The organism is Microbulbifer yueqingensis (assembly GCF_900100355.1).
GTDB classification, from domain to species: Bacteria; Pseudomonadota; Gammaproteobacteria; order Pseudomonadales; family Cellvibrionaceae; genus Microbulbifer; species Microbulbifer yueqingensis.
Map to the genome: position 1 here is coordinate 144,982 of NZ_FNFH01000007.1, position 19,943 is coordinate 164,924.

The window sequence follows — 19,943 nt, forward strand, 5'->3', positions numbered from 1 at the left end:
TCTCGCTTCGGGCAGCGCCCGTTGGAATGGTCAGTGGGACCGGTTAGCCGGGACGAGTCGGGATGAGAACCGGCGCAATACCTGAATGTCAAAGTAAATATAGGGCGGAGAGACTGATAGCATGCGAGCGTTGATTTGCCGGGAATATGGCCCCGTTGAGTCCCTGGTCATAGAAGACCACGAGCCCCCGGCGCTGCGGGACAATGAAGTGATGGTGGACGTGCGGGCGGCAGGAATCAACTTTCCCGACGTGCTGGTGATTGCCGGTAAATACCAGGTAAAGCCGCCACTGCCGTTTATTCCCGGTGGTGAGTGTGCGGGGGTGGTCAGCGCGGTGGGCAGTGAAGTTTCACGATTCGCCGTAGGTGACAAGGTAATTGCCATGCCCGGTATGTCAGCATTCGCCGAGCAGGTGAGTGTCAGCCAGGATCTCCTGGTGCCCATGCCTGACAACCTCAGTTTCGAACAGGCGGCCGGGTTCTGTATCACCTATGCGACTTCCTACTACGCACTGAAGCAGCGGGCTGCGCTTTCGGCGGGGGAGACCCTGGTGGTGCTCGGCGCGGCGGGCGGTGTCGGGGTGACCGCCATCCAACTGGGCAAGGCACTTGGAGCCCGTGTGATCGCCTGTGCCTCCAGTCGTGAGAAGCTGGACTTCTGCCGGGAGGCTGGTGCCGACGAGGTTATCGATTACAGTCACGAAAATCTCAAGGAGCGGATCAAGGAGTTGACCGGGGGGAAGGGGGCGGACGTCATCCTGGATCCGGTCGGTGGCGACTATACAGAGCAGGCATACCGCTCCATAGCCTGGAGCGGCCGGTACCTGGTAATCGGGTTCGCTTCAGGGGATATCCCGCACCTGCCACTCAACCTGCCACTCCTCAAGGCAGGGGACATCATGGGCATTTTCTGGGGCAGCTGGGCCCAGCGCGACCCGGAAGCAAACCTGCAGAATTTTGCTGACCTGCTGCGCATGGTGGCAGAGGGGCGCCTCAACCCCATGGCGACAGAGATCTACCGGCTGGATGAGTTCCGCGATGCCTTTGCGGCGATTACCGAGCGCCGCGCCCGGGGCAAGGTAATACTGACCATTTCCTGACTCGCTGTGTGGCAGGGGCGCGCCCGCTCAGGGTTGCGGCAGCAACCGGCAATGGGCGCGCGCCTCTTTAGCCAGATCGCGTGGGAGCGACTTTTCGGCGTGGCCGCGTTGCTCCTTCCGCCACTGCTCGCAGAGGCTGACATAATTGCCTGACCGAATCTCACTGCGAAGCCGCACCCAGGGATCCCTGGTCACCGTAATTGGCTTTTCCCGTTTCAGTTGCCAGTCGTTCAGCGGGTCGTGCCGTGCATCCGCGGCCCCGCCCGGTGTGAGGGCACCCAGGTACTGGGCAGGATGGATCAGCAGGACGAGCACCGCGATGGCCGCGAAGCTGCCGGCCGTGCCGGATACGATGCGGCTGTGGCCGGGCGGTGGCCTGAACGTCCGGGCCTGCTGCAGGATTCTCTCATCCAGTGCTTCCGGCGATACCATGATGCTGGCTGCCTGCCGATAATTCTCTTCCCAGGTGCTCATGCAGTTACCTCCTCGACACGCCATGGCTGGCGCCGCGGCCCATACAATAATTCCCGAAGCTGTTCCTTGCCCGCAATGTACTGTTCACGGCAGGCTTTCAGGGAAAGGCACTCGATATCCGCAACGGTTGCAAGCGGAAGCTGGCATTCCATATGCAACAGGAGAATATTGCGCTGCCGCCGGGACAGTTTTTGTATCGCGCCCAGCAGGGGACCGGGGGCTTCCTCCCGGGTTGCCGGCTCGCCGTGCTGCTCCCCGTCGAAAGCGGCGTGCTGGCGGAGCATTTTGTCGAGCTTGATGAAGAGCCAGCTACGGAACACGCGGCCGTTTAGAACCGGGGGGTGCTCGAGGACACTGAACCAGAGTTCCTCCAGGATCGGGTTCGCGTGGGTATGATTCATCTGCGCGCAATATCGGTAGAGGCAATCCTTGTAGCGCCCGTACAGGAGCCGGAATGCCTTGATATTGCGGGTGGAATGATAGAAATCCAGTAGCGCCTCGTCGTCAAGGTGCTGAAAATCCTTCCTGGACAAGTTATCGCGCCTCCGTGCGCTTCTCAAAACCTGCTCGAAATACTGTTGTGCGAGCAGTGCCGGCCGCTTTGATCCGGGCCGACCGCCTTCAACTGCGCTCGTCGTCTCCTCGCGATGATTTCTTTGCGAAAGAACGCCGACCTTTATGGCTTTTATCCCCGTCGGTGCCGCTGCGGGGTAATTCACTGGACTGGGTTTTCCTGCGACTGCCGAGGTAGAGCGCGGCAAGCCCCAGTAAAAGTTCATCCACGAAAGGCAGGAGATCTGGAACAAAGAGGTCCACGAGGAAAATAGCGCAAATCCACTTGAACAGCTGTGGGTGTTTCAGGCCGCGTGCATGGTTGAGGAACCAGCCGACGAGGGCACTCGGGAGCACTTTTTTCATGGGGCGTTCCCGCCTCCTGTCTCCGGAGAGTATAGATCGGTAGCCGAAAAGCTATGGTTTGGTGGAGCCGGCCAACGCCATATTTATTGACTGGTACGTACCTATCAGTTCAGGCGCTGAAATCAGTGATTCTGTGCCAGGCGGCCTGAATACCTGAGGGGCAGCGGCAGCTGCTCGGGCCCCAGCTCGGCGCGCAAGTCCCTCAACTTGACCCCGATACCCAGCAACCGGATGGGCTCCGCCCGCTTGTCCCAGCATTGCTGTAGCAGGTGGCGGAACTCGGAGATGCGGGCACTCTGGCTGGTGCGTTCCTGGGTCATGGTGGAGAAATCGCTGAACTTGACCTTGATCGACGCGCCGCTGATTTCGTAGCGTTCGTCCAGTTTCTCGAGGCGCTCCAGCAGGCGCATATAGAGTTCGGTGAGCTGTTGCAGCCATTCCTCCAGGCTCGGCAGGTCTTCGCTGAAGGTCCGCTCGACGCTGGCGCTTTTCCGGGAACCGTCCCCACTGACGGGCCTCTCATCGATTCCCCGGCACAGGTCGAAGAGGCGGCTGCCAAACTTGCCGAACAGTTGGCTGAGTTCGATTTTCGTGAAATTGCGCAGGTCCGCGCAGGTATGGATGCCGCGGCGGTGCATTTTTTCCGCCGTGACCCGCCCAACCCCATGGATCCTGGCTACAGGCAGCCGGAGGACGAACTCATCCACCTGGTCGGGGGTAATCACGGTGAGGCCGTTGGGTTTTTGCCAGTCGCTGGCGATTTTGGCCAGGAACTTGTTTGGCGCCACCCCGGCGGAAATGGTGATACCTAGTGAGGACTCGACCCGCTGGCGGATCTCCCGGGCAATCAGGGTGGCGCTGCCCTGGCAGTGGGCACTGTCAGTCACGTCCAGGTATGCCTCATCCAGAGACAGCGGTTCTATCTCATCGCTGTAGTCGCGGAAAATATCCCTGATCTGGCCGCTCACCTCCCGATATTTTTTCATATCGCCGGGTACTACAATGAGGTCAGGGCACAGCTTTTTGGCCTGCGAACTTGGCATGGCGGAGCGTACCCCGTAACTCCGGGCCTCGTAGTTGCATGTGGAAATCACCCCACGGCGATCGCTGGCGCCCCCGACGGCGATCGGCCTGCCGCGCAGGTTGGGGTCGTCGCGCATTTCGACTGAAGCATAGAAACAGTCACAATCGCAGTGGATGATCTTTCTCATGCTGGGATTATATTCAGTGGCCGGCCCGGGCGGGAAGAGCCGCCAGCTCTACCCCCCCAATCCAGGTGTATGGGATACGCAAGGGACAGAAGGATAAAGGAAGACGATTATGAGCCGTATACCACTGGTGGAGATGCCCGAAGACGATGAGGTCGAGGCGGTATATGCCGAGATCGAGAGTGAACTGGGCTCCGTCCCCAATATGTTCCGGGTCTACGCACATCACCCCGAGCTGCTCAGGGTCAAATGGGAAAAGTTCAAGGTGCTGATGATCCACGGGTGCCTGTCGGTGCGCCTAACTGAAAGTATTGCCCTGGTGATCTCCACTGACAATCACAACGATTACGGTATCGCACGTTATACCGAGCTCTTGCGCCAGAGAAATGTTAAACCGGAGGAAATCCTGAAAATCCGCCTGGACCCGGATCACGCACACCTGAGCACCAAGGAACACGCGCTGCTGGAATTGGCTCACCATGCCAATATCTCGCCCTTTGACCAGGGAGAGAAGTTTATCGATGCGGCGAGGCGGGAGGGCGCCTCCGATATGGAGATAATGGAAGCTCTCGGCATCATGGAGTATGTATCCGGAATGAACCGGATCACAGAGATTCTCGATGTACCTCGGGACTGATTGATGAAAAGTGGTGGGAAGCGTGAAAGCGAACGTGAAAAAGGCCGCGCAAGCGGCCTTTTTCGTTCAGGCCCCGCCGCTCGAGCCGGGGTGGCCTGTTACTGGAGGCGCTATTTGGGAGGTCTTTTCCTTCCGAAGATCAGTGCCAGTACAAAGAGTATCAGGAAGATAAAGAACAGCACTTTCGCCGCGTCGGCAGCTACACCCGCCACACCGCCAAATCCGAAAAAGGCGGCGATGATGGCAATGACGAAGAAGATAATCGCCCATTTCAACATAATCGATCTCCTCTGATGGAGGGAGAGAAAAGCGCTATGGTGCTGGCCGGTACTTTGTCGGTACAGGATGCTACCGGACAGGCCTCAGGGAATAGTTATAGGTTTAATTGGGCGCGCTCACCAGAATTTTTGTCCCGGTAGCGAGGCTGGAAATGAAAACGGGCCGCTCAGGCGACCCGTTTAGGTGGAATGCTGGTCGTGGTGGGGCCGGCTCAGCGCTCCAGGAGTTCCAGCTTGCCTTTCTTCCCGTCCCATTCCTCGGCGTCGGGGAGTGGGTCTTTCTTCTCAGTAATATTTGGCCAGACTTCCGCCAGCTCGGCGTTCAGCTCGATGAACTCCTGCTGGTCGTCCGGCACCTCGTCTTCGGAGAAGATGGCGTTGGCCGGGCACTCCGGCTCGCACAGGGCACAGTCGATGCATTCGTCCGGGTGAATCACCAGGAAGTTGGGGCCCTCATAGAAGCAGTCCACCGGGCAGACTTCCACACAGTCGGTGTATTTGCACTTGATGCAGTTTTCCCCAATTACGAATGTCATGCTTTTCCCTCGATCATGCGCCAGGATCCCGGGGCGCCGGCCCCGGTGGAATTTTGTGAGTTGCGGATTTTAGCAACAACTGGCGCGAATTGTAGTGGCTTTTCAGTCAAATTGGTTGGGTGCTTATAACAGTTTGCGCAGCTCGTACAGCTGCTCCAGCGCCTGGCGCGGGGTCAGGCCGTCCGGGTCCAGCTCTGCCAGTGCGTCCACGGCCGGGTGGCTGGGGGCGCCGAACAGCTCCGCCTGCATCGGGGATACCGCCGCCGGCGCGCCGGCCACCGGGGTGCCGGCCACCGGGGCGCCGGCCGCGCTGGGTGCGGCATCGGGAGCCGGAGTTGTGAAGGGCTCTGGTGTGGGCTCAGCCATTTCCGGGCGCTCGCCGGCTTCCAGTGCCTGCAGGCGCAGGCGCGCCTCATTCAAGACCTCTCCCGGGATACCGGCCAGCTTCGCCACCTGCAGGCCGTAACTCTTGGATGCCGGCCCCTCCTGGATGCGGTGCAGGAAGACGATGCTGTCGCCGTGCTCGGTGGCATTCAGGTGGATGTTGGCCGCCTCGGGGCAGCGGGCGGGCAGGTCGGTCAGCTCAAAATAGTGGGTGGCAAACAGGGTGAAGGCACGCACGCGCTCGGCCAGGAAGTGGGCGCAGGCCCAGGCCAGTGACAGGCCATCGTAGGTACTGGTGCCGCGCCCGATCTCGTCCATCAGCACCAGGCTGTTTTCGCTGGCATTGCGCAGGATATTGGCGGTCTCGGTCATCTCCACCATAAAGGTGGAGCGGCCCCCGGCCAGGTCATCGGCGCTGCCGATGCGGGTAAAGATGCGGTCCAGCATGCCGATGCGGGCGGAGTCAGCCGGGACGTAGCTGCCGCAGTGGGCCAGCAGGGCAATCAGTGCGGTCTGGCGCATGTAAGTGGACTTACCGCCCATGTTGGGGCCGGTAATCACCAGCATGCGGCGGTCGTCGCGCAGGTCGATATCGTTGGCCACGAAGGGCTCGTCCAGCACCTGCTCCACCACCGGGTGGCGGCCGGCGCTGATATCCAGGCCCGGTTCGGTGCCGAGGGCAGGGCGGCACAGGCGCAGGTTGTCGGCGCGCTCGGCCAGGCAGGCCAGCACGTCCAGCTGCGACACGCCGGCGGCAGCCGCCTGCAGCTCGGCCAGGGACTCATTGAGCTTGACGATCAGCTCCTCGTAGAGCGCCTTCTCCCGTGCCAGCGCGCGGCTCTTGGCCGACAGGGCCTTGTCCTCGAATTCCTTTAACTCCGGAGTAATGAAGCGCTCGGCATTCTTGAGGGTCTGGCGGCGGATGTATTCGGCCGGCGCCTTGTCGCTCTGGCCGCGACTGATTTCGATAAAGTAGCCGTGCACCCGGTTGTAGCCCACTTTCAGGGTGGGGATACCGGTGCGCTCCTTCTCGCGCTGCTCCAGCTGGACGAGGAAGTCGCCGGCGTTCTCGCTAATGGAGCGCAGCTCGTCCAGTTCATCGTCATACCCCTCGGCGATCACACCGCCATCGCGAATCACCACCGGCGGGTTCTCGATGATGGCGCGCTCCAGTAGCGCCACGGTTTCCGGCCACTCGCCGATCTCGCGGCCAAGCTCGCGCAGTAGGGCGGTGTCCATCTCCCCCAGCTGGCGCTGTATCTCCGGAAACTGCGCCAGCGACTGGCCCAGCCGGGCCAGGTCGCGTGGGCGCGCCGAGCGCAGCGCCAGGCGACCCAGGATGCGCTCCATATCCCCCACCGGCTTGAGGGCGTCCCGCAGGGGCTCGAAGCCGTAATTCTCCAGCATGGCACCGATGGCGTCCTGGCGGTTGTTCAGGGTGGTCAGCTGGCGCAGGGGGTTGTTCAGCCAGCGGCGCAGCAGTCGGCTGCCCATGGCGGTCTTGCAGGTGTCGAAGACCGACAACAGGGTGTTGTCGTCACCGCCCGACAGGTTCAGGTCGATTTCCAGGTTGCGGCGGCTGGCACCGTCCAGCGCCACTGTGTCGTCGCTGGTCTCGGTCTGCAGGCTGCGGATATGGGGCAGTTCGGTGCGCTGGGTGTCCCGGGCATACTGCAGCAGGCAGCCGGCGGCGGTGACGGCAGCCAGCATATGGCTGCAGCCGAATGCCTCCAGGTCCATGGTGCCGAACTGCTGGTTGAGCAGGCGCAGGGCGCTCTCGTGATCAAACTCCCAGGGCGCGCGCCGGCGCAGGCCCGGCAGGCGCTCGATTTCCGCCGGCAGCGCCAGGTCCTCCGGCGCCAGCAGCTCGGCCGGGGCGTGGCGCTGTACCTGTTCCGCAAGTGCCTCGACCGTATCTACCTCCTGCACTACGAAGCGCCCGGTGGCCAGGTCCAGCAGGGCGAGGCCGTAGCTGTCCCCCAGCCGGGACAGGGCGGCCAGCAGGTTGTCCCGGCGCTCATTCAGCAGGGCCTCGTCGGTGACCGTGCCCGGGGTGACGATGCGCACCACCTTGCGCTCCACCGGGCCCTTGCTGGTGGCCGGATCGCCGATCTGCTCGCAGATGGCCACGGATACGCCCTGCTTGATCAGCCTTGCCAGGTAGCCGTCTGCCGAATGGTAGGGGATGCCCGCCATCGGGATCGGTTCGCCGCCCGACTTGCCGCGGGCGGTCAGGGTGACGTCCAGCAGCTCCGCCGCTTTCCTGGCGTCGTCGTAGAACAGCTCGTAGAAGTCCCCCATGCGGTAGAACACCAGCTCCTGGGGGTGCTGGGCCTTGATGCGCAGGTACTGCTGCATCATGGGGGTGTGCTGGGCGTTTTTATTTGCGGGCGCGGCTTGCGGCATGGGCAATACTTCGTTTCCGTTCTTGGTTTGGATTTTGCCGGGGTCCGGGGGAAGGCGGTATTCTACCGAGTCGGGAAGCAAGGAATAAACAGATGACGGATATTTCAGTACTTGCGCAGGAACTTGGCGAAGAATTGCACAAGCGCGGCTGGAAGGTAACTGCTGCAGAGTCCTGCACCGGCGGCGGTATCGCCGCGGCCATCACTTCAATTGCGGGGGCTTCCGACTGGTTCGAGGGCTCAGTGGTCAGTTACGCCAACTGGGTCAAGCGCGAGCTGCTCTCGGTCTCCGGTGACGACCTGGAGGAGCTGGGGGCGGTCAGTGAGGAGGTGGTCCGCCAGATGGCGTCCGGCGTCCTGGGGCTGGTGGATGCCAACGTGGCCGTGGCGGTCAGCGGGATCGCCGGCCCGGACGGCGGCACGGAGGACAAGCCGGTGGGCACGGTATGGATAGCGGTGGCCCACTCCGAAGGCCAGGAGCCCGTCACCATCGATGCCGAGTGCTGCCATTTCGACGGCGACCGGGCAGCCGTGCAGGAGCAGACGGTGGCCGAGGCCCTGCGCCGGATGCTGGCCCTGGTGCGCGAACACCCCGAGAAATGATTACTGGTTGCTTATACAGTAATCCTTCGATAAGCTTGCCCACAATCAACAACGCTTCAGTACATGGGAAAGGTCATGGATTCCAATAAAGACAAGGCATTGCAGGCGGCGCTGTCTCAGATCGAGCGCCAGTTCGGCAAGGGTACCGTTATGCGTATGGGGGACAAGGAGCGTGTGCAGATTCCCGCGATCTCCACCGGTTCCCTGGGCCTGGACGTGGCCCTCGGCATTGGCGGCCTGCCCCGCGGCCGCATCGTGGAAATCTACGGTCCGGAGTCTTCCGGTAAGACCACCCTGACCCTGCAGGTCATCGCCGAGGCGCAGCGCAAGGGCGGCACCTGTGCCTTCGTGGACGCCGAGCACGCGCTGGACCCCATCTACGCCGAGAAGCTGGGCGTAAACGTCGACGAACTTATCGTCTCCCAGCCGGATACCGGCGAACAGGCCCTGGAAGTGGCCGACATGCTGGTGCGCTCCGGTGCGGTCGATGTCCTGGTGGTCGACTCGGTAGCGGCCCTGACCCCGCGCGCCGAGATCGAGGGCGAGATGGGCGATTCCCACGTGGGCCTGCAGGCGCGCCTGATGTCCCAGGCACTGCGGAAGCTGACCGGCAACATCAAGAACACCAATACCCTGTGCGTCTTCATTAACCAGATCCGCATGAAGATCGGCGTGATGTTCGGCTCCCCGGAAACCACCACCGGCGGTAACGCGCTGAAGTTCTACTCCTCTGTGCGCCTGGATATCCGCCGCATCGGCTCCGTGAAGGAAGGCGACGAGGTGGTCGGCAACGAGACCCGGGTGAAGGTGGTCAAGAACAAGGTGGCGCCGCCGTTCAAGCAGACCGAGTTCCAGATCATGTATGGCCAGGGGATCAACCTGCTGGGCGAGATCATCGATTACGGCGTGAAGCTCGGCCTGATCGACAAGGCCGGTGCCTGGTACAGCTACAAGGGCGACAAGATCGGCCAGGGCAAGGCCAACGCGGTCAAGTTCCTGAAAGAGAACCAGGATATCCGCGACGAGATCGAGGGCCAGCTCCGCGCCCAGCTGCTGGGCGACCTGGTGCCGGCCAAGCCGGAACCCGAGACTGCAGAAGCGCCCGAAGAGTAATTCCGGCCGCCCGTGTTCTCCTCTGACGATACGGCTCAGGCGCTGTTTGGCGCCGCGCTTGAGCTGCTGGCGCGCCGGGAGCACTCCTGCCACGAACTGCGGCAGAAGCTTTCGGTGCGCTTCCCCTCCGCAGATTTCGAGGCGCTGTTCGGGCGCCTGCATGAACTCAACTACCAGTCCGACCAGCGCTTTGCCGAGGTGTTTGCCCGCTCGCGCGTGCAGCGCGGCCAGGGGCCCCTGCGCATCCGCCGCGAACTGCAGCAGCGGGGGATCGGCAGCGCCCTGGCCGGCTCTGCCATCGACCAGCTCGAGGCGGACTGGTACCAGCTGGCGGTCGAGACCCTGCAGCGCAAGTTCCGCCTCCCCATCAGCGATGCCTTGCCGCGCGACCAGCAGCTGAAAGAGCGCGCACGGCGCCAGCGCTACCTTGCCTACCGTGGCTTTCCGGCGGATGCCATCCAGTATGCCCTGGAGGCGGAACTTTTTTCCTGAGCCTGTATACTGCGGGAAAAGATAAGAGTAAGGAGCCCCCGTGATTCTGTCAGTCGATCAGGGCACCACCGGAACCACTGCCTTTGTCTTCGATTCCCAGGGCCGCCTGCTCGGCCGCAGCTATTCCGAATTCCCCCAGTATTACCCCCGTCCCGGCTGGGTAGAGCACAACGCCAGCGAGATCTGGCAGGTGACCCTCCGCGTGTGCGTGGCGGCCCTGGAGCGCGCGGGTCTCGAGCCCTCGCAGCTGTCCGCCGTCGGCATCACCAACCAGCGCGAGACCACGGTACTGTGGGATCGGGAGAGTGGCGAGCCTGTCTGCCCGGCCATCGTGTGGCAGTGCCGCCGTTCCGCCGATATCTGCCGGGAGCTGGAGCAGGCGGGCAGGGCAGACTGGCTGCGCGACAAGACCGGCCTGGTGCTGGATGCCTATTTCTCCGCCAGCAAGCTGCAATGGCTGTTCCGCGACGATCCCGGGTTGCTGGAACGGGCCCGGGCCGGGGAACTGGCCTTTGGCACGATCGACAGCTGGCTGATCTGGAAAATGACCGGCGGCCGCGCCCACCTCACAGACCATACCAATGCCAGCCGAACCCTCCTTTACAGCCTGGAGCGGCGCGACTGGGATCCGGAGCTGCTGGAGCTGTTCGGCTGCCCGGCCGCCATCCTGCCCGAAATCAGGCCGTCCGCCGGCCACTTCGCCAACACTGACGCAAAATCGTTCCTGGGTGCCGAGGTGCCCATCACCGGTGTGGCCGGTGACCAGCAGGCCTCCCTGTTCGGCCACGGCTGTACCGTGGCGGGGGAGATCAAGAATACCTACGGCACCGGGTGCTTCATGCTCGCCTACGCGGGTGAGGACAGGCCCCCGGCTCCCACCGGCCTGCTCACCACCATTGCCTGCGATGCGGGTGGCGGCCCGGCGTATGCGCTTGAAGGCGCCGTATTCAATGCGGGCGCTGCGGTGCAGTGGTTGCGGGATGACATGGGGCTTATCCAGCAGGCGGCGGACACCGAGAGCATCGCGCGCCAGGTGCCCGACACCCGCGGCGTATACCTGGTGCCGGCCTTCAGCGGGCTCGGTGCGCCGCACTGGGACCCTTCCGCGCGGGGCATGATCTGCGGCCTCAGTCGTGGTACCGGCCGGGATGAACTGGTGCGTGCCACCCTGGAGTCCATCGCCTACCAGAGCGATGACCTGGCGCGGTTGATGGCCGATGCGCTGGGAGTGCAGATCACCCGGTTGCGAGTGGATGGGGGTGCTGCGGCCAATGATTTCCTGATGCAGTTCCAGTCCGATATCTCCAACGCCCGCGTGGAAAGACCGCGCCAGATCGAGTCCACGGCAGTGGGTGCGGCACTGCTGGCGGGCATCGGCGCGGGCATCTGGGAAGCCGGCAAGCTGCCGAAGTCGCTGTTGGAAATCGAGCGGGACTTCGTGCCACAGATGACAGCATCAAAGCGGGAGGAGCTGCTGGAGGGCTGGCGCCGGGCGGTGTCTGCCTGCCGCACTTTCTGACGGGCTGTCGAACGGGAGCGGCGGCAAGCTGCCGCAGCTCCCGCCGAAAATGCCTATCCTCAAGTCTGTGATGAACCGGAGGCGGGAGGTATTCAGCGTGGGTATCAGTGACGACCTGCAGTCGACAATCGCGGATATGGTGGACGGGCGCAGGGGTATCCTCGCCGCGGACGAGAGCTCGGGAACCATCGCCAAACGATTTGACTCGGTGGGTGTGGAGTCGACGGAAGAGCATCGCCGATTTTACCGCTCCCTGCTGCTGGATACCGAGGGGCTGGGGCAGTATGTCAGCGGTGTGATCCTGTTCGAGGAGACCCTGGGGCAGAAAAACGGTCAGGGCCGCCCCCTCCCGCAGGTGGCGGCGGAGCAGGGGATAGTCCCCGGCATCAAGGTGGACAAGGGCAAGGGCCCCCTGGCCGGTGCGCCCGGTGACCTGATCACCTTTGGCCTCGATGGCCTGGAGGAGCGCCTGCAGGGCTATCGCGAGCAGGGCGCCCGTTTCGCCAAGTGGCGCGAGGTGTACCCGATAAGCCCGCGCAACCCCACCCGGCTGGGGCTGACCGCCAATGCCGAGATGCTGGCGCGCTATGCGGCGGTGTGCCAGTGCTGCGGGGTGGTGCCGATCGTCGAGCCGGAAGTGCTGATCGACGGTGACCACAGCATCGAGCGCAGTGCCGAGGTCAACGAGATGGTCTGGCATGAGGTCTTCCATGCCCTGCACGAGCACGGGGTGATACTGGAGCTGATGATCCTGAAGCCCAGCATGATCACGCCCGGGAAGGAGTGCGCCAAGGCGCCCCCGAAGCAGGTGGCTGAGTACACCATGCGCAGCCTGCGTCGCTCGGTGCCGGCCGCGGTGCCCAGTATCAATTTCCTGTCGGGGGGGCAGGGGCCGGAAGAGGCCACTGCCAACCTGAATGCGCTGAACCAGATGTGGCAGGCGCCCTGGCAGCTGAGCTTCTCCTATGGCCGGGCCCTGCAGGAGCCGGCACTGAAGGCCTGGGAAGGTGACAGCGGCAATGCCGAAAAGGCCCAGGCGGCCCTGCTCAAGCGGGCGCGGCTCAATCATCTCGCCATGCTCGGTGAATACCGGGAATCCCAGGAAGAGGAGTCATAGCGGCGGGCAAGGGAAGTGATACAGCGATCATTTGCACAATAACAATAAGGCAGCGAGGAGAGAGAGATGCAATTTGTGTCACAGGGGGACCGGCTGCATTACCGGCGCTGGTGGGTCGAGGGGGCCCTGGGAGTGGTGGTGATCTCGCACGGGCTCGGCGAGCACAGCGGTCGTTACCGCGGCCTGGCGCAGCACCTGAACCGGGCCGGTTACAGCGTCTATGCGCCAGATCATTACGGCCACGGGCAGTCCGATGGGCCCCGGGGCCATATCGCCGACTTCGCCCGTTACAGCGAGCACCTGCACGACTTCATCCGGATCGTGCAACGCGATAATCCCGGGCGGCCGATCCACCTGCTGGGCCACAGCATGGGCGGCGTGATCGCCTGTGGCTCAGTCGTGCGCTTCGGCGGCGTCGATAGCCTGGTGCTCTCCGCGCCCGGGTTCCGGGGTGCCGTCGAGCCGGGGACCATCGAGCGGGGGCTGATAAAAGCGCTGGCAGTTGCAGTGCCGAGACTGGGGCTCTCCAACCGGCTCGACCCCGTTCACCTGAGCCGGGATGCCGCCGTGGTGGAGGACTACCGGCAGGATGACCTGGTGCACGACAGGGTGACCCCGCGCTGGTTCGCTGCCTTCATGCGTGAACGCGACTTCCTGTTCCGGCATCTCAAGCAGATCACCGTGCCCTGCCTGCTACTGTTGCCGCGAGCCGACCGCATGGTGGACAGCGCCACCACCCTGGCCTGGTTTGACCGCATCGGCAGTGAGGACCGGCAGGTGCAGGTATTCCCCGATGCGTTCCACGAGGTATTCAATGAGCCGGAAGAGGGGCCTCAGGCCCTGGAGCTGCTGCTGGGGCACCTGAAAGCACATTCGCCCGCGAGAGAGGTCGCCACTCCCGCATGAAAGGCTTCCCGGGCCGGGGGATGGTGGCTTAGTTCGTGAAAATGACCGGTTTCCGTTGTACCATACGCGGTCGATTTTGGCCGTTAGGGCCCGTAGTGGGTGAGATATGGATAAGAAACTACTGAGTCTGCTGGTCTGCCCGGTGAGCAAGGCTCCGCTCGAATACGATGAAGACAAGCAGGAGCTGGTCTGCAAGGCCAGTGGCCTCGCTTACCCGGTGCGCGATGGCATCCCGGTCATGCTCGAGTCCGAAGCGCGCCAGCTCACTGCCGAGGAAAAGCTGGAAAAATAGTAGCCATGAGCGAGCCGAGCGTTTTCAGCCGTATCATCGCCGGGGAGATCCCCGCCGAGCGCGTGTATGAAGACGATCAGTGCATCGTGATCCGCGATCGCGCGCCCAAGGCGCCGACCCATCTCCTGATCATCCCGCGCAAACCGCTGGTCAGTGTCCTGGATGCGGAAGAGGGCGACCGTCCCCTGCTGGGACACCTGGTGTGGGTGGCCGGCGAGCTGGGCCGCAGGCTGGGGCTGGATGGCTTTCGCCTGGTGGTGAACAACGGCCGCAGCGCCGGGCAGACGGTCTTTCACCTGCACATCCACCTGCTGGCCGAGCGCGAGATGCGCGAGCAGGACCTGGCGGACCACCCCGGTAACTGACCGGGCGCAGTCAGCCGCATCGATCAACCAAATCTTTTTTACCAACGAAGTGGAATTACGCTGGATGAAAAGCGCACAGATTCGCGACGCCTTCCTGAATTACTTTGCCGAGCAGGGCCATACCGTGGTGCCCTCCAGCTCCCTGGTGCCGGGTAACGACCCGACGCTGATGTTTACCAATGCGGGCATGGTGCAGTTCAAGGACACTTTCCTGGGTCACGAGCCGCGCCCTTACACGCGCGCGGTCAGTTCCCAGCGCTGCGTGCGCGCCGGCGGCAAGCACAACGACCTGGAGAACGTCGGCTATACCGCCCGCCACCACACCTTTTTCGAAATGCTGGGCAACTTCAGCTTCGGCGACTACTTCAAGCGTGAGGCCATCCGCTTTGCCTGGGACTTCCTCACCAAGGTGCTCGGCCTGCCCGAGGAGCGCCTGTGGGTGACCGTGCATATCAGCGATGACGAGGCGGCGGACATCTGGCTGAAGGAAGTGGGTGTGAGCGCCGAGCGCTTCTCCCGTCTCGACGAGGACAACTTCTGGCAGATGGGCGATACCGGTCCCTGCGGCCCCAGCTCGGAGATCTTCTACGACCACGGCGCGGACGTGCCCGGTGGCCCGCCGGGGTCCGATAACGACGACCTGGATCGCTATATCGAGATCTGGAACCTGGTGTTCATGCAATTCGAGCGCTCGGCCGACGGTGAGCTGCACCCGCTTCCCAAGCCCTCGGTGGATACGGGGATGGGCCTGGAGCGTATTGCCGCGGTGATGCAGGGCGTGCACTCCAACTACGAGATCGACCTGTTCCAGGCGCTGCTGAAGGCGGCGGCGGACATTGTCGGGTGCGCGAACCTGGAGGAGAAATCCCTGCGCGTGATTGCGGACCATATCCGCTCCTGCTCTTTCCTGATCGCCGACGGGGTGCTGCCCTCCAACGAGGGGCGCGGCTACGTGCTGCGCCGTATCATCCGCCGCGCGGTGCGCCACGGCCACAAGCTGGGCCAGGAGAATATCTTCTTTTACCGGCTGGTGGATGCCCTCGCCGAACAGATGGGCGACGCCTACCCGGAACTGCGCGCGAAGCAGAAACTGATCGAGGACACGCTGCGCAAGGAAGAAGAGCAGTTCGCCAAGACCCTGGACAAGGGGATGGCGGTGCTCGAGGAAGCCCTGTCCGGGCTGGAGGGCTCGGAGATCCCGGGTGAGGTGGTATTCACCCTGTACGACACCTATGGTTTCCCGGTCGACCTGACCCAGGACATCGCCCGTGAGCGGAGCCTCACCCTGGATATGGCCGGGTACGAAGCGGCGATGGAAGCCCAGCGCGAGCGCGCCCGGGCCGCCGGCAAATTCAAGCACGACTACACCGCCACTCTCGACCTGGAGGGGGCCACCGAGTTCCTGGGCTACGAGAATACGGTAGCGAAGGGCAAGGTGGTTGCCATCGTCAGCGAGGGCGAGCAGGTAGATACCCTGGCCGAGGGCCAGCACGGCGCGGTGGTACTGGACCGCACGCCGTTCTACGCCGAGTCTGGCGGCCAGGTGGGGGACAGCGGCTACCTGCAGGCGGCCGGTGGCCGCTTCGAGGTACAGGACTGCACCAGGCAGGGTGGGCATCACCTGCATACCGGCAAGTTGCTGCGCGGCAGCCTGTCCGTGGGCGATGAGGTGGAGGCCGAGGTTTCGTCCGAAGTGCGCCAGTCCACGGCATTGAATCACTCGGCCACCCACCTGCTGCACGCGGCCCTGCGCAAGGTGCTGGGTGATCATGTGACCCAGAAAGGCTCGTTGGTGGACTCGGAGCGCCTGCGCTTCGATTTCTCGCACCCGGAAGCGGTGACCACCAAGCAGCTCCACGCAATCGAGGCCCTGGTGAACGCGCAGATCCGGGCCAACACCCCGGTGCACACCGAGGAAACCGATATCGAGACCGCCAGGAAGAAGGGCGCCATGGCGCTCTTCGGTGAAAAGTACGGCGACACAGTGCGGGTGCTGTCCATGGGCGAGATCGAGGACGGCAGTGCTTTCTCGGTTGAGCTCTGCGGTGGTACACATGTGCAGCGCACGGGCGATATCGGCCTGCTGCGGATCGTGGGGGAGAGCGGTATCGCCTCCGGCCAGCGCCGTATCGAGGCAGTGACCGGCGCCCATGCGCTGGCGCTGTTTGACCAGGCCCAGCAACGCCTGGAGCACACGGCGGCACTGCTGAAGACCCGGCCGGATACGCTGGCGGACAAGGTGGAGCAGCTGCTGGCCAACAACCGCAAGCTGGAGAAGGAGCTGGCGCAGCTGAAGACCAGGCTCGCCAGTGGCGCCGGCGGCGACCTCTCATCGCAGGCGGTGGACATTGCCGGGCACAAGCTGCTGGCAGCGTCGATTGACGGCGCGGATCCCAAGTCTCTGCGCGACCTGGCCGACCAGATGAAGAACAAACTGGGCAGCGGCGTTGTCCTGCTGGCCGCGCCCGGCGAGGACAAGGTGGCGTTGGTGGCAGCGGTCACCAAGGACCTGACCGGCCAGGTGGCTGCCGGTGACCTGATGCGTTTTGCCGCCGGCAAGCTCGGTGGCAAGGGCGGCGGTCGCCCGGATATGGCCCAGGGCGGGGGCACTGATGTGGCTGCGTTGCCGGGCATGCTGAAGGATGTGCAGGGCTGGGTAGAAGAACAGCTCTCCTGAGCCTGGCCATTTGCCCTCCTGGCGCAATAATTGAGTTGATTTTGTTAAAAATTAGTGATTTAGTGCGCGACTCGCAGAATTCTGCCCCCTGGCTGTCCCGTGGCGATGGTGCCCGGGCAGGCCGGGGGAAGCCGGCAGTAAGGAAATACTGATACCCATGAGTTTGTTCGTGCAGAAATACGGTGGCACCTCGGTGGGCTCGATTGAGCGTATCGAGGCTGTCGCCGACAAGGTGGCGTCATTCCGGGCGCAGGGCCACGATATGGTGGTGGTGCTGTCGGCCATGAGTGGCGAGACCAACCGCCTTATCGATCTCGCCTACCAGGTGCAGGAAAAGCCGGACCCCCGCGAACTGGATGTCCTGGTCTCCACCGGCGAGCAGGTCACTATTGCCCTGCTGAGCATGGCATTGAAAAAGCGTGGCTACGACGCCTGCTCATACACTGGTGGCCAGGTGAAGATCCTCACGGACAACTCGCACACCAAGGCGCGGATCCAGCGCATTGACGTCGAGCGGATGCGGCGCGACCTGGACAGTGGCCGGGTGGTGGTAGTGGCCGGTTTCCAGGGGGTCGACGAGGAGGGCAATATCACTACCCTCGGGCGCGGTGGCTCCGACACCACCGGCGTGGCACTGGCGGCGGCACTGGATGCCACCGAGTGCCAGATCTATACCGACGTGGACGGGGTGTATACCACCGACCCGCGGGTGGTCGACAGTGCCCGCCGGCTCGACCGGATCACCTTCGAGGAAATGCTCGAGATGGCCAGTCTCGGCTCCAAGGTGCTGCAGATTCGAGCGGTCGAATTTGCCGGCAAGTACAAGGTACCCCTGCGTGTCCTGTCCACCTTCGAGGAGGGTAACGGCACGCTGATCAGTCTTGATGAGGAAGAGACCGAAATGGAACATCCCGTAGTATCCGGCATCGCATTCAACCGCGACGAGGCAAAGCTCACCATACGCGGGGTTCCGGACAACCCCGGTGTGGCCTGCCGGATCCTGGCGCCGGTCGGCGCGGAAAACATCGAAGTTGATGTGATCGTGCAGAACATCAGCTCCGTGGATGGCACCACTGACTTTACCTTCACGGTGCATCGCAATGACCTGGCAAAGGCGCGGGAAGTGCTGCAGCGGGTTGCCGACGAACTTGGCGCCAGGGAAGTGGTAGCTGACGACAAGATCGCCAAGGTGTCGATTGTGGGAGTAGGGATGCGCTCCCATGCCAATGTGGCCAGCCGGATGTTCAGTGCGCTGGGCGAGGACAATATCAATATCCAGATGATCACCACTTCCGAGATCAAGATTTCGGTCATCATCGATGAGCGCTACCTGGAACTGGCGGTGCGGGCCCTTCACAGCGAATTCGAACTGTCAGAGCCCCGGTGAGTCACCTGAAGCTATAACCAGTCGCAAGGCGGCGGCTAAGTTTTCATAGCAATTTCGTCATGTGGCGTAGAGTCCGACCTGTTGAGAATTTGATCGAGTGGTCAATACTGACAGTAGTGATGGGCAAAAACCTCCCAAAACGTGCCGCCATCCGGTTATGATGACCGTGAGAAACTCGAATGATTTTGGGTTCTCTCAATCACAGGATGATCAAGGAGAAGTAGGTAATGCTGATTTTAACCCGCCGGATTGGCGAGACGCTGATGGTCGGTGACAACGTGACTGTCACTGTACTCGGCGTAAAGGGAAACCAGGTGAGAATTGGTGTGAATGCGCCCAAGGAAGTAGCCGTACACAGGGAAGAGATCTACCAGCGCATCCAGAGAGAAAAGCAGTCGCCGGGCGACGCTGAGCAGGAGTAGTCCCGCCTGAGCAGAGAGAGGCCGGTTTGCCCGGCCTTTTTTGTTTCTCCCGCCCTCCTTTCCCGATAAAGCTTCGGCTGACTAGCTTCCCGCCTCGCTCGCAATACCGGTTGGCCATAAACTGCACAGTCGGGCCCCTGACGCCAAAAAAGTTATTGATTCCCCATTGATTTTTGCCCTCCCGTTGGTATGATGCCGTCCTCTTTCAGGGGCACCGGCCAAGTCCGATCGCCCCTCCCGGACTCCCGCTGGGAGGCGGGGCGGTAACCTGGGGGTTACCTGACAAACAGATTTACGGTGAGATGGCCGAGTGGCTGAAGGCGCGCCCCTGCTAAGGGCGTATGGGTTAACACTCATCGAGGGTTCGAATCCCTCTCTCACCGCCATATCGATCAATCAAAGAGCCCTGCTTGCAGGGCCCTTTGATTGAGGATGGTCTGAGAGGGTAAGAGCGCGCTGGTTCGACTCGTAGGCGCTTGTCGCCGGAGAGCAGCGAGCAAAGCGAAGCTAATCTCTCTCATCGCCATACAGAAAACACCCTCTCGCGAGAGGGTGTTTTTTTTGCCTTCGACCTGTTGGCCTGGTTCGGGAAATTTCTCTGGACAAGCCCTTGTCGAGGCAGAAATGGGCGCTATAATGCGCGCCGCTTCAAAGGGTGCTGGTAGCCCTTCGCGATGACAGGAAGTGAGGTTTTCGATCTTTCTGCCAGTGGCGAAAAAGCTTTGAAAAAGAGCTTGCCAGGATCGAAGGGCTCGCTATAATGCGCGCCACTTCGGAAGGGGCCGGGCGCTCCTTCAGGGTCGGGAAAAGACGCCTTCGGGCATCGCCTCCGGCGCTGAAAAAAGCCTTCAAAAAAGGCTTGCCAAGCACGAAGAGGTCGATATAATGCGCGCCCCTTCGACGGTCACCGGAAACGGTGGTCGGGGTTCCCGGAAAGGCCCGAGCGGTCGGTCAGGGAGCCGGAAAAAGCTGCTAAAAAGCACTTGCTTCAGCAGCCCGGATGTGTAGAATACGCGTCCCGCAGTCAGGGCCTGGCGCCCGGCTGAGTTGTTTAAAAAGACGATCAAGCAATGCGTGTGGGTGCTTACGGAGCGATGAATCGATACACCTG

20 protein-coding genes and 1 tRNA gene are annotated in these 19,943 nt (G+C 62.6%); 14 read left to right on the forward strand and 7 right to left on the reverse strand.

From position 1 onward, the window contains the following. Positions 1–121 precede the first annotated feature (121 nt). Positions 122–1,099 carry an NADPH:quinone oxidoreductase family protein gene (locus BLT26_RS14875; protein WP_091516329.1) on the forward strand — a complete coding sequence of 326 codons (978 nt, stop codon included), beginning with the start codon at positions 122–124 and terminating at the stop codon, positions 1,097–1,099. 27 nt (positions 1,100–1,126) lie between these two features. Here the strand turns inward: BLT26_RS14875 and BLT26_RS14880 are convergent, their stop codons facing one another. The 4 genes from BLT26_RS14880 to dinB all read right to left on the reverse strand — a co-directional run bounded on the left by BLT26_RS14880 (position 1,127) and on the right by dinB (position 3,702). Further along, on the reverse strand, positions 1,127–1,573 hold the full coding sequence (locus BLT26_RS14880) for a hypothetical protein (protein ID WP_091516333.1): 447 nt from the start codon (positions 1,571–1,573) through the stop codon (positions 1,127–1,129). Further along, the gene (locus BLT26_RS14885) at positions 1,570–2,106 is read right to left on the reverse strand and encodes an RNA polymerase sigma factor (protein ID WP_091516337.1); all 537 of its coding nucleotides are present in this window, start codon (positions 2,104–2,106) and stop codon (positions 1,570–1,572) included. The genes BLT26_RS14880 and BLT26_RS14885 overlap by 4 nt, the downstream gene beginning before the upstream one ends. 88 nt (positions 2,107–2,194) lie before the next feature. Continuing rightward, positions 2,195–2,491 carry a DUF6116 family protein gene (locus BLT26_RS14890; protein ID WP_217631462.1) on the reverse strand — a complete coding sequence of 99 codons (297 nt, stop codon included), beginning with the start codon at positions 2,489–2,491 and terminating at the stop codon, positions 2,195–2,197. Positions 2,492–2,613: 122 nt separating this feature from the next. After that, on the reverse strand, positions 2,614–3,702 hold the full coding sequence (gene dinB, locus BLT26_RS14895) for a DNA polymerase IV (protein ID WP_091516340.1): 1,089 nt from the start codon (positions 3,700–3,702) through the stop codon (positions 2,614–2,616). Positions 3,703–3,811: 109 nt separating this feature from the next. On the opposite strand from dinB, the gene BLT26_RS14900 reads away from it, so the two are divergent. Beyond that, on the forward strand, positions 3,812–4,336 hold the full coding sequence (locus tag BLT26_RS14900) for a carboxymuconolactone decarboxylase family protein (protein ID WP_091516344.1): 525 nt from the start codon (positions 3,812–3,814) through the stop codon (positions 4,334–4,336). Between the two features lie 110 nt (positions 4,337–4,446). Here BLT26_RS14900 and BLT26_RS14905 read toward each other — a convergent pair whose 3' ends face one another. The 3 genes from BLT26_RS14905 to mutS form a co-directional block, all read right to left on the reverse strand. Beyond that, positions 4,447–4,614, reverse strand: a complete 168-nt coding sequence (locus BLT26_RS14905) for a DUF1328 family protein (protein WP_091516347.1) — start codon at positions 4,612–4,614, stop codon at positions 4,447–4,449. A gap of 212 nt (positions 4,615–4,826) precedes the next feature. Continuing rightward, on the reverse strand, positions 4,827–5,150 hold the full coding sequence (fdxA, locus tag BLT26_RS14910; protein ID WP_091516350.1) for a ferredoxin FdxA: 324 nt from the start codon (positions 5,148–5,150) through the stop codon (positions 4,827–4,829). 123 nt (positions 5,151–5,273) lie between these two features. Further along, positions 5,274–7,895, reverse strand: coding sequence for a DNA mismatch repair protein MutS (gene mutS / locus BLT26_RS14915; protein WP_175453144.1), 2,622 nt, complete (start codon positions 7,893–7,895; stop codon positions 5,274–5,276). A 137-nt stretch (positions 7,896–8,032) separates the two neighbouring features. Between mutS and BLT26_RS14920 the strand changes: the two genes are divergently transcribed. The 12 genes from BLT26_RS14920 to BLT26_RS14975 all read left to right on the forward strand — a co-directional run bounded on the left by BLT26_RS14920 (position 8,033) and on the right by BLT26_RS14975 (position 19,218). Then, positions 8,033–8,542, forward strand: a complete 510-nt coding sequence (locus tag BLT26_RS14920; protein WP_091516354.1) for a CinA family protein — start codon at positions 8,033–8,035, stop codon at positions 8,540–8,542. A 75-nt stretch (positions 8,543–8,617) separates the two neighbouring features. Further along, a complete protein-coding gene (gene recA / locus BLT26_RS14925; RefSeq protein ID WP_091516358.1) occupies positions 8,618–9,655 on the forward strand; it encodes a recombinase RecA in 1,038 nt (345 codons plus the stop codon). A 12-nt stretch (positions 9,656–9,667) separates the two neighbouring features. Further along, positions 9,668–10,147, forward strand: a complete 480-nt coding sequence (locus tag BLT26_RS14930) for a regulatory protein RecX (RefSeq protein WP_091516364.1) — start codon at positions 9,668–9,670, stop codon at positions 10,145–10,147. Positions 10,148–10,187: 40 nt separating this feature from the next. After that, positions 10,188–11,666, forward strand: coding sequence for a glycerol kinase GlpK (gene glpK, locus BLT26_RS14935; protein WP_091516369.1), 1,479 nt, complete (start codon positions 10,188–10,190; stop codon positions 11,664–11,666). 49 nt (positions 11,667–11,715) lie between these two features. Continuing rightward, positions 11,716–12,783: a class I fructose-bisphosphate aldolase gene (locus tag BLT26_RS14940; RefSeq protein ID WP_245720726.1), complete on the forward strand. Its 1,068-nt coding sequence runs from the start codon at positions 11,716–11,718 to the stop codon at positions 12,781–12,783. 66 nt (positions 12,784–12,849) lie between these two features. Next, on the forward strand, positions 12,850–13,689 hold the full coding sequence (locus tag BLT26_RS14945; protein ID WP_091516374.1) for an alpha/beta hydrolase: 840 nt from the start codon (positions 12,850–12,852) through the stop codon (positions 13,687–13,689). Between the two features lie 106 nt (positions 13,690–13,795). Beyond that, positions 13,796–13,981 carry a Trm112 family protein gene (locus tag BLT26_RS14950; RefSeq protein WP_091516376.1) on the forward strand — a complete coding sequence of 62 codons (186 nt, stop codon included), beginning with the start codon at positions 13,796–13,798 and terminating at the stop codon, positions 13,979–13,981. A gap of 5 nt (positions 13,982–13,986) precedes the next feature. Further along, on the forward strand, positions 13,987–14,346 hold the full coding sequence (locus BLT26_RS14955; protein ID WP_091516380.1) for a histidine triad nucleotide-binding protein: 360 nt from the start codon (positions 13,987–13,989) through the stop codon (positions 14,344–14,346). Between the two features lie 64 nt (positions 14,347–14,410). Then, a complete protein-coding gene (alaS, locus tag BLT26_RS14960) occupies positions 14,411–17,023 on the forward strand; it encodes an alanine--tRNA ligase (RefSeq protein WP_091516382.1) in 2,613 nt (870 codons plus the stop codon). 157 nt (positions 17,024–17,180) lie between these two features. Then, complete coding sequence (locus tag BLT26_RS14965; protein WP_091516384.1) at positions 17,181–18,410, forward strand: aspartate kinase; 1,230 nt, start codon at positions 17,181–17,183, stop codon at positions 18,408–18,410. A 227-nt stretch (positions 18,411–18,637) separates the two neighbouring features. After that, positions 18,638–18,832: a carbon storage regulator CsrA gene (gene csrA / locus BLT26_RS14970; RefSeq protein WP_091516387.1), complete on the forward strand. Its 195-nt coding sequence runs from the start codon at positions 18,638–18,640 to the stop codon at positions 18,830–18,832. Between the two features lie 296 nt (positions 18,833–19,128). Continuing rightward, positions 19,129–19,218, forward strand: a tRNA-Ser gene (locus tag BLT26_RS14975). The last annotated feature ends 725 nt before the right edge of the window (positions 19,219–19,943 follow it).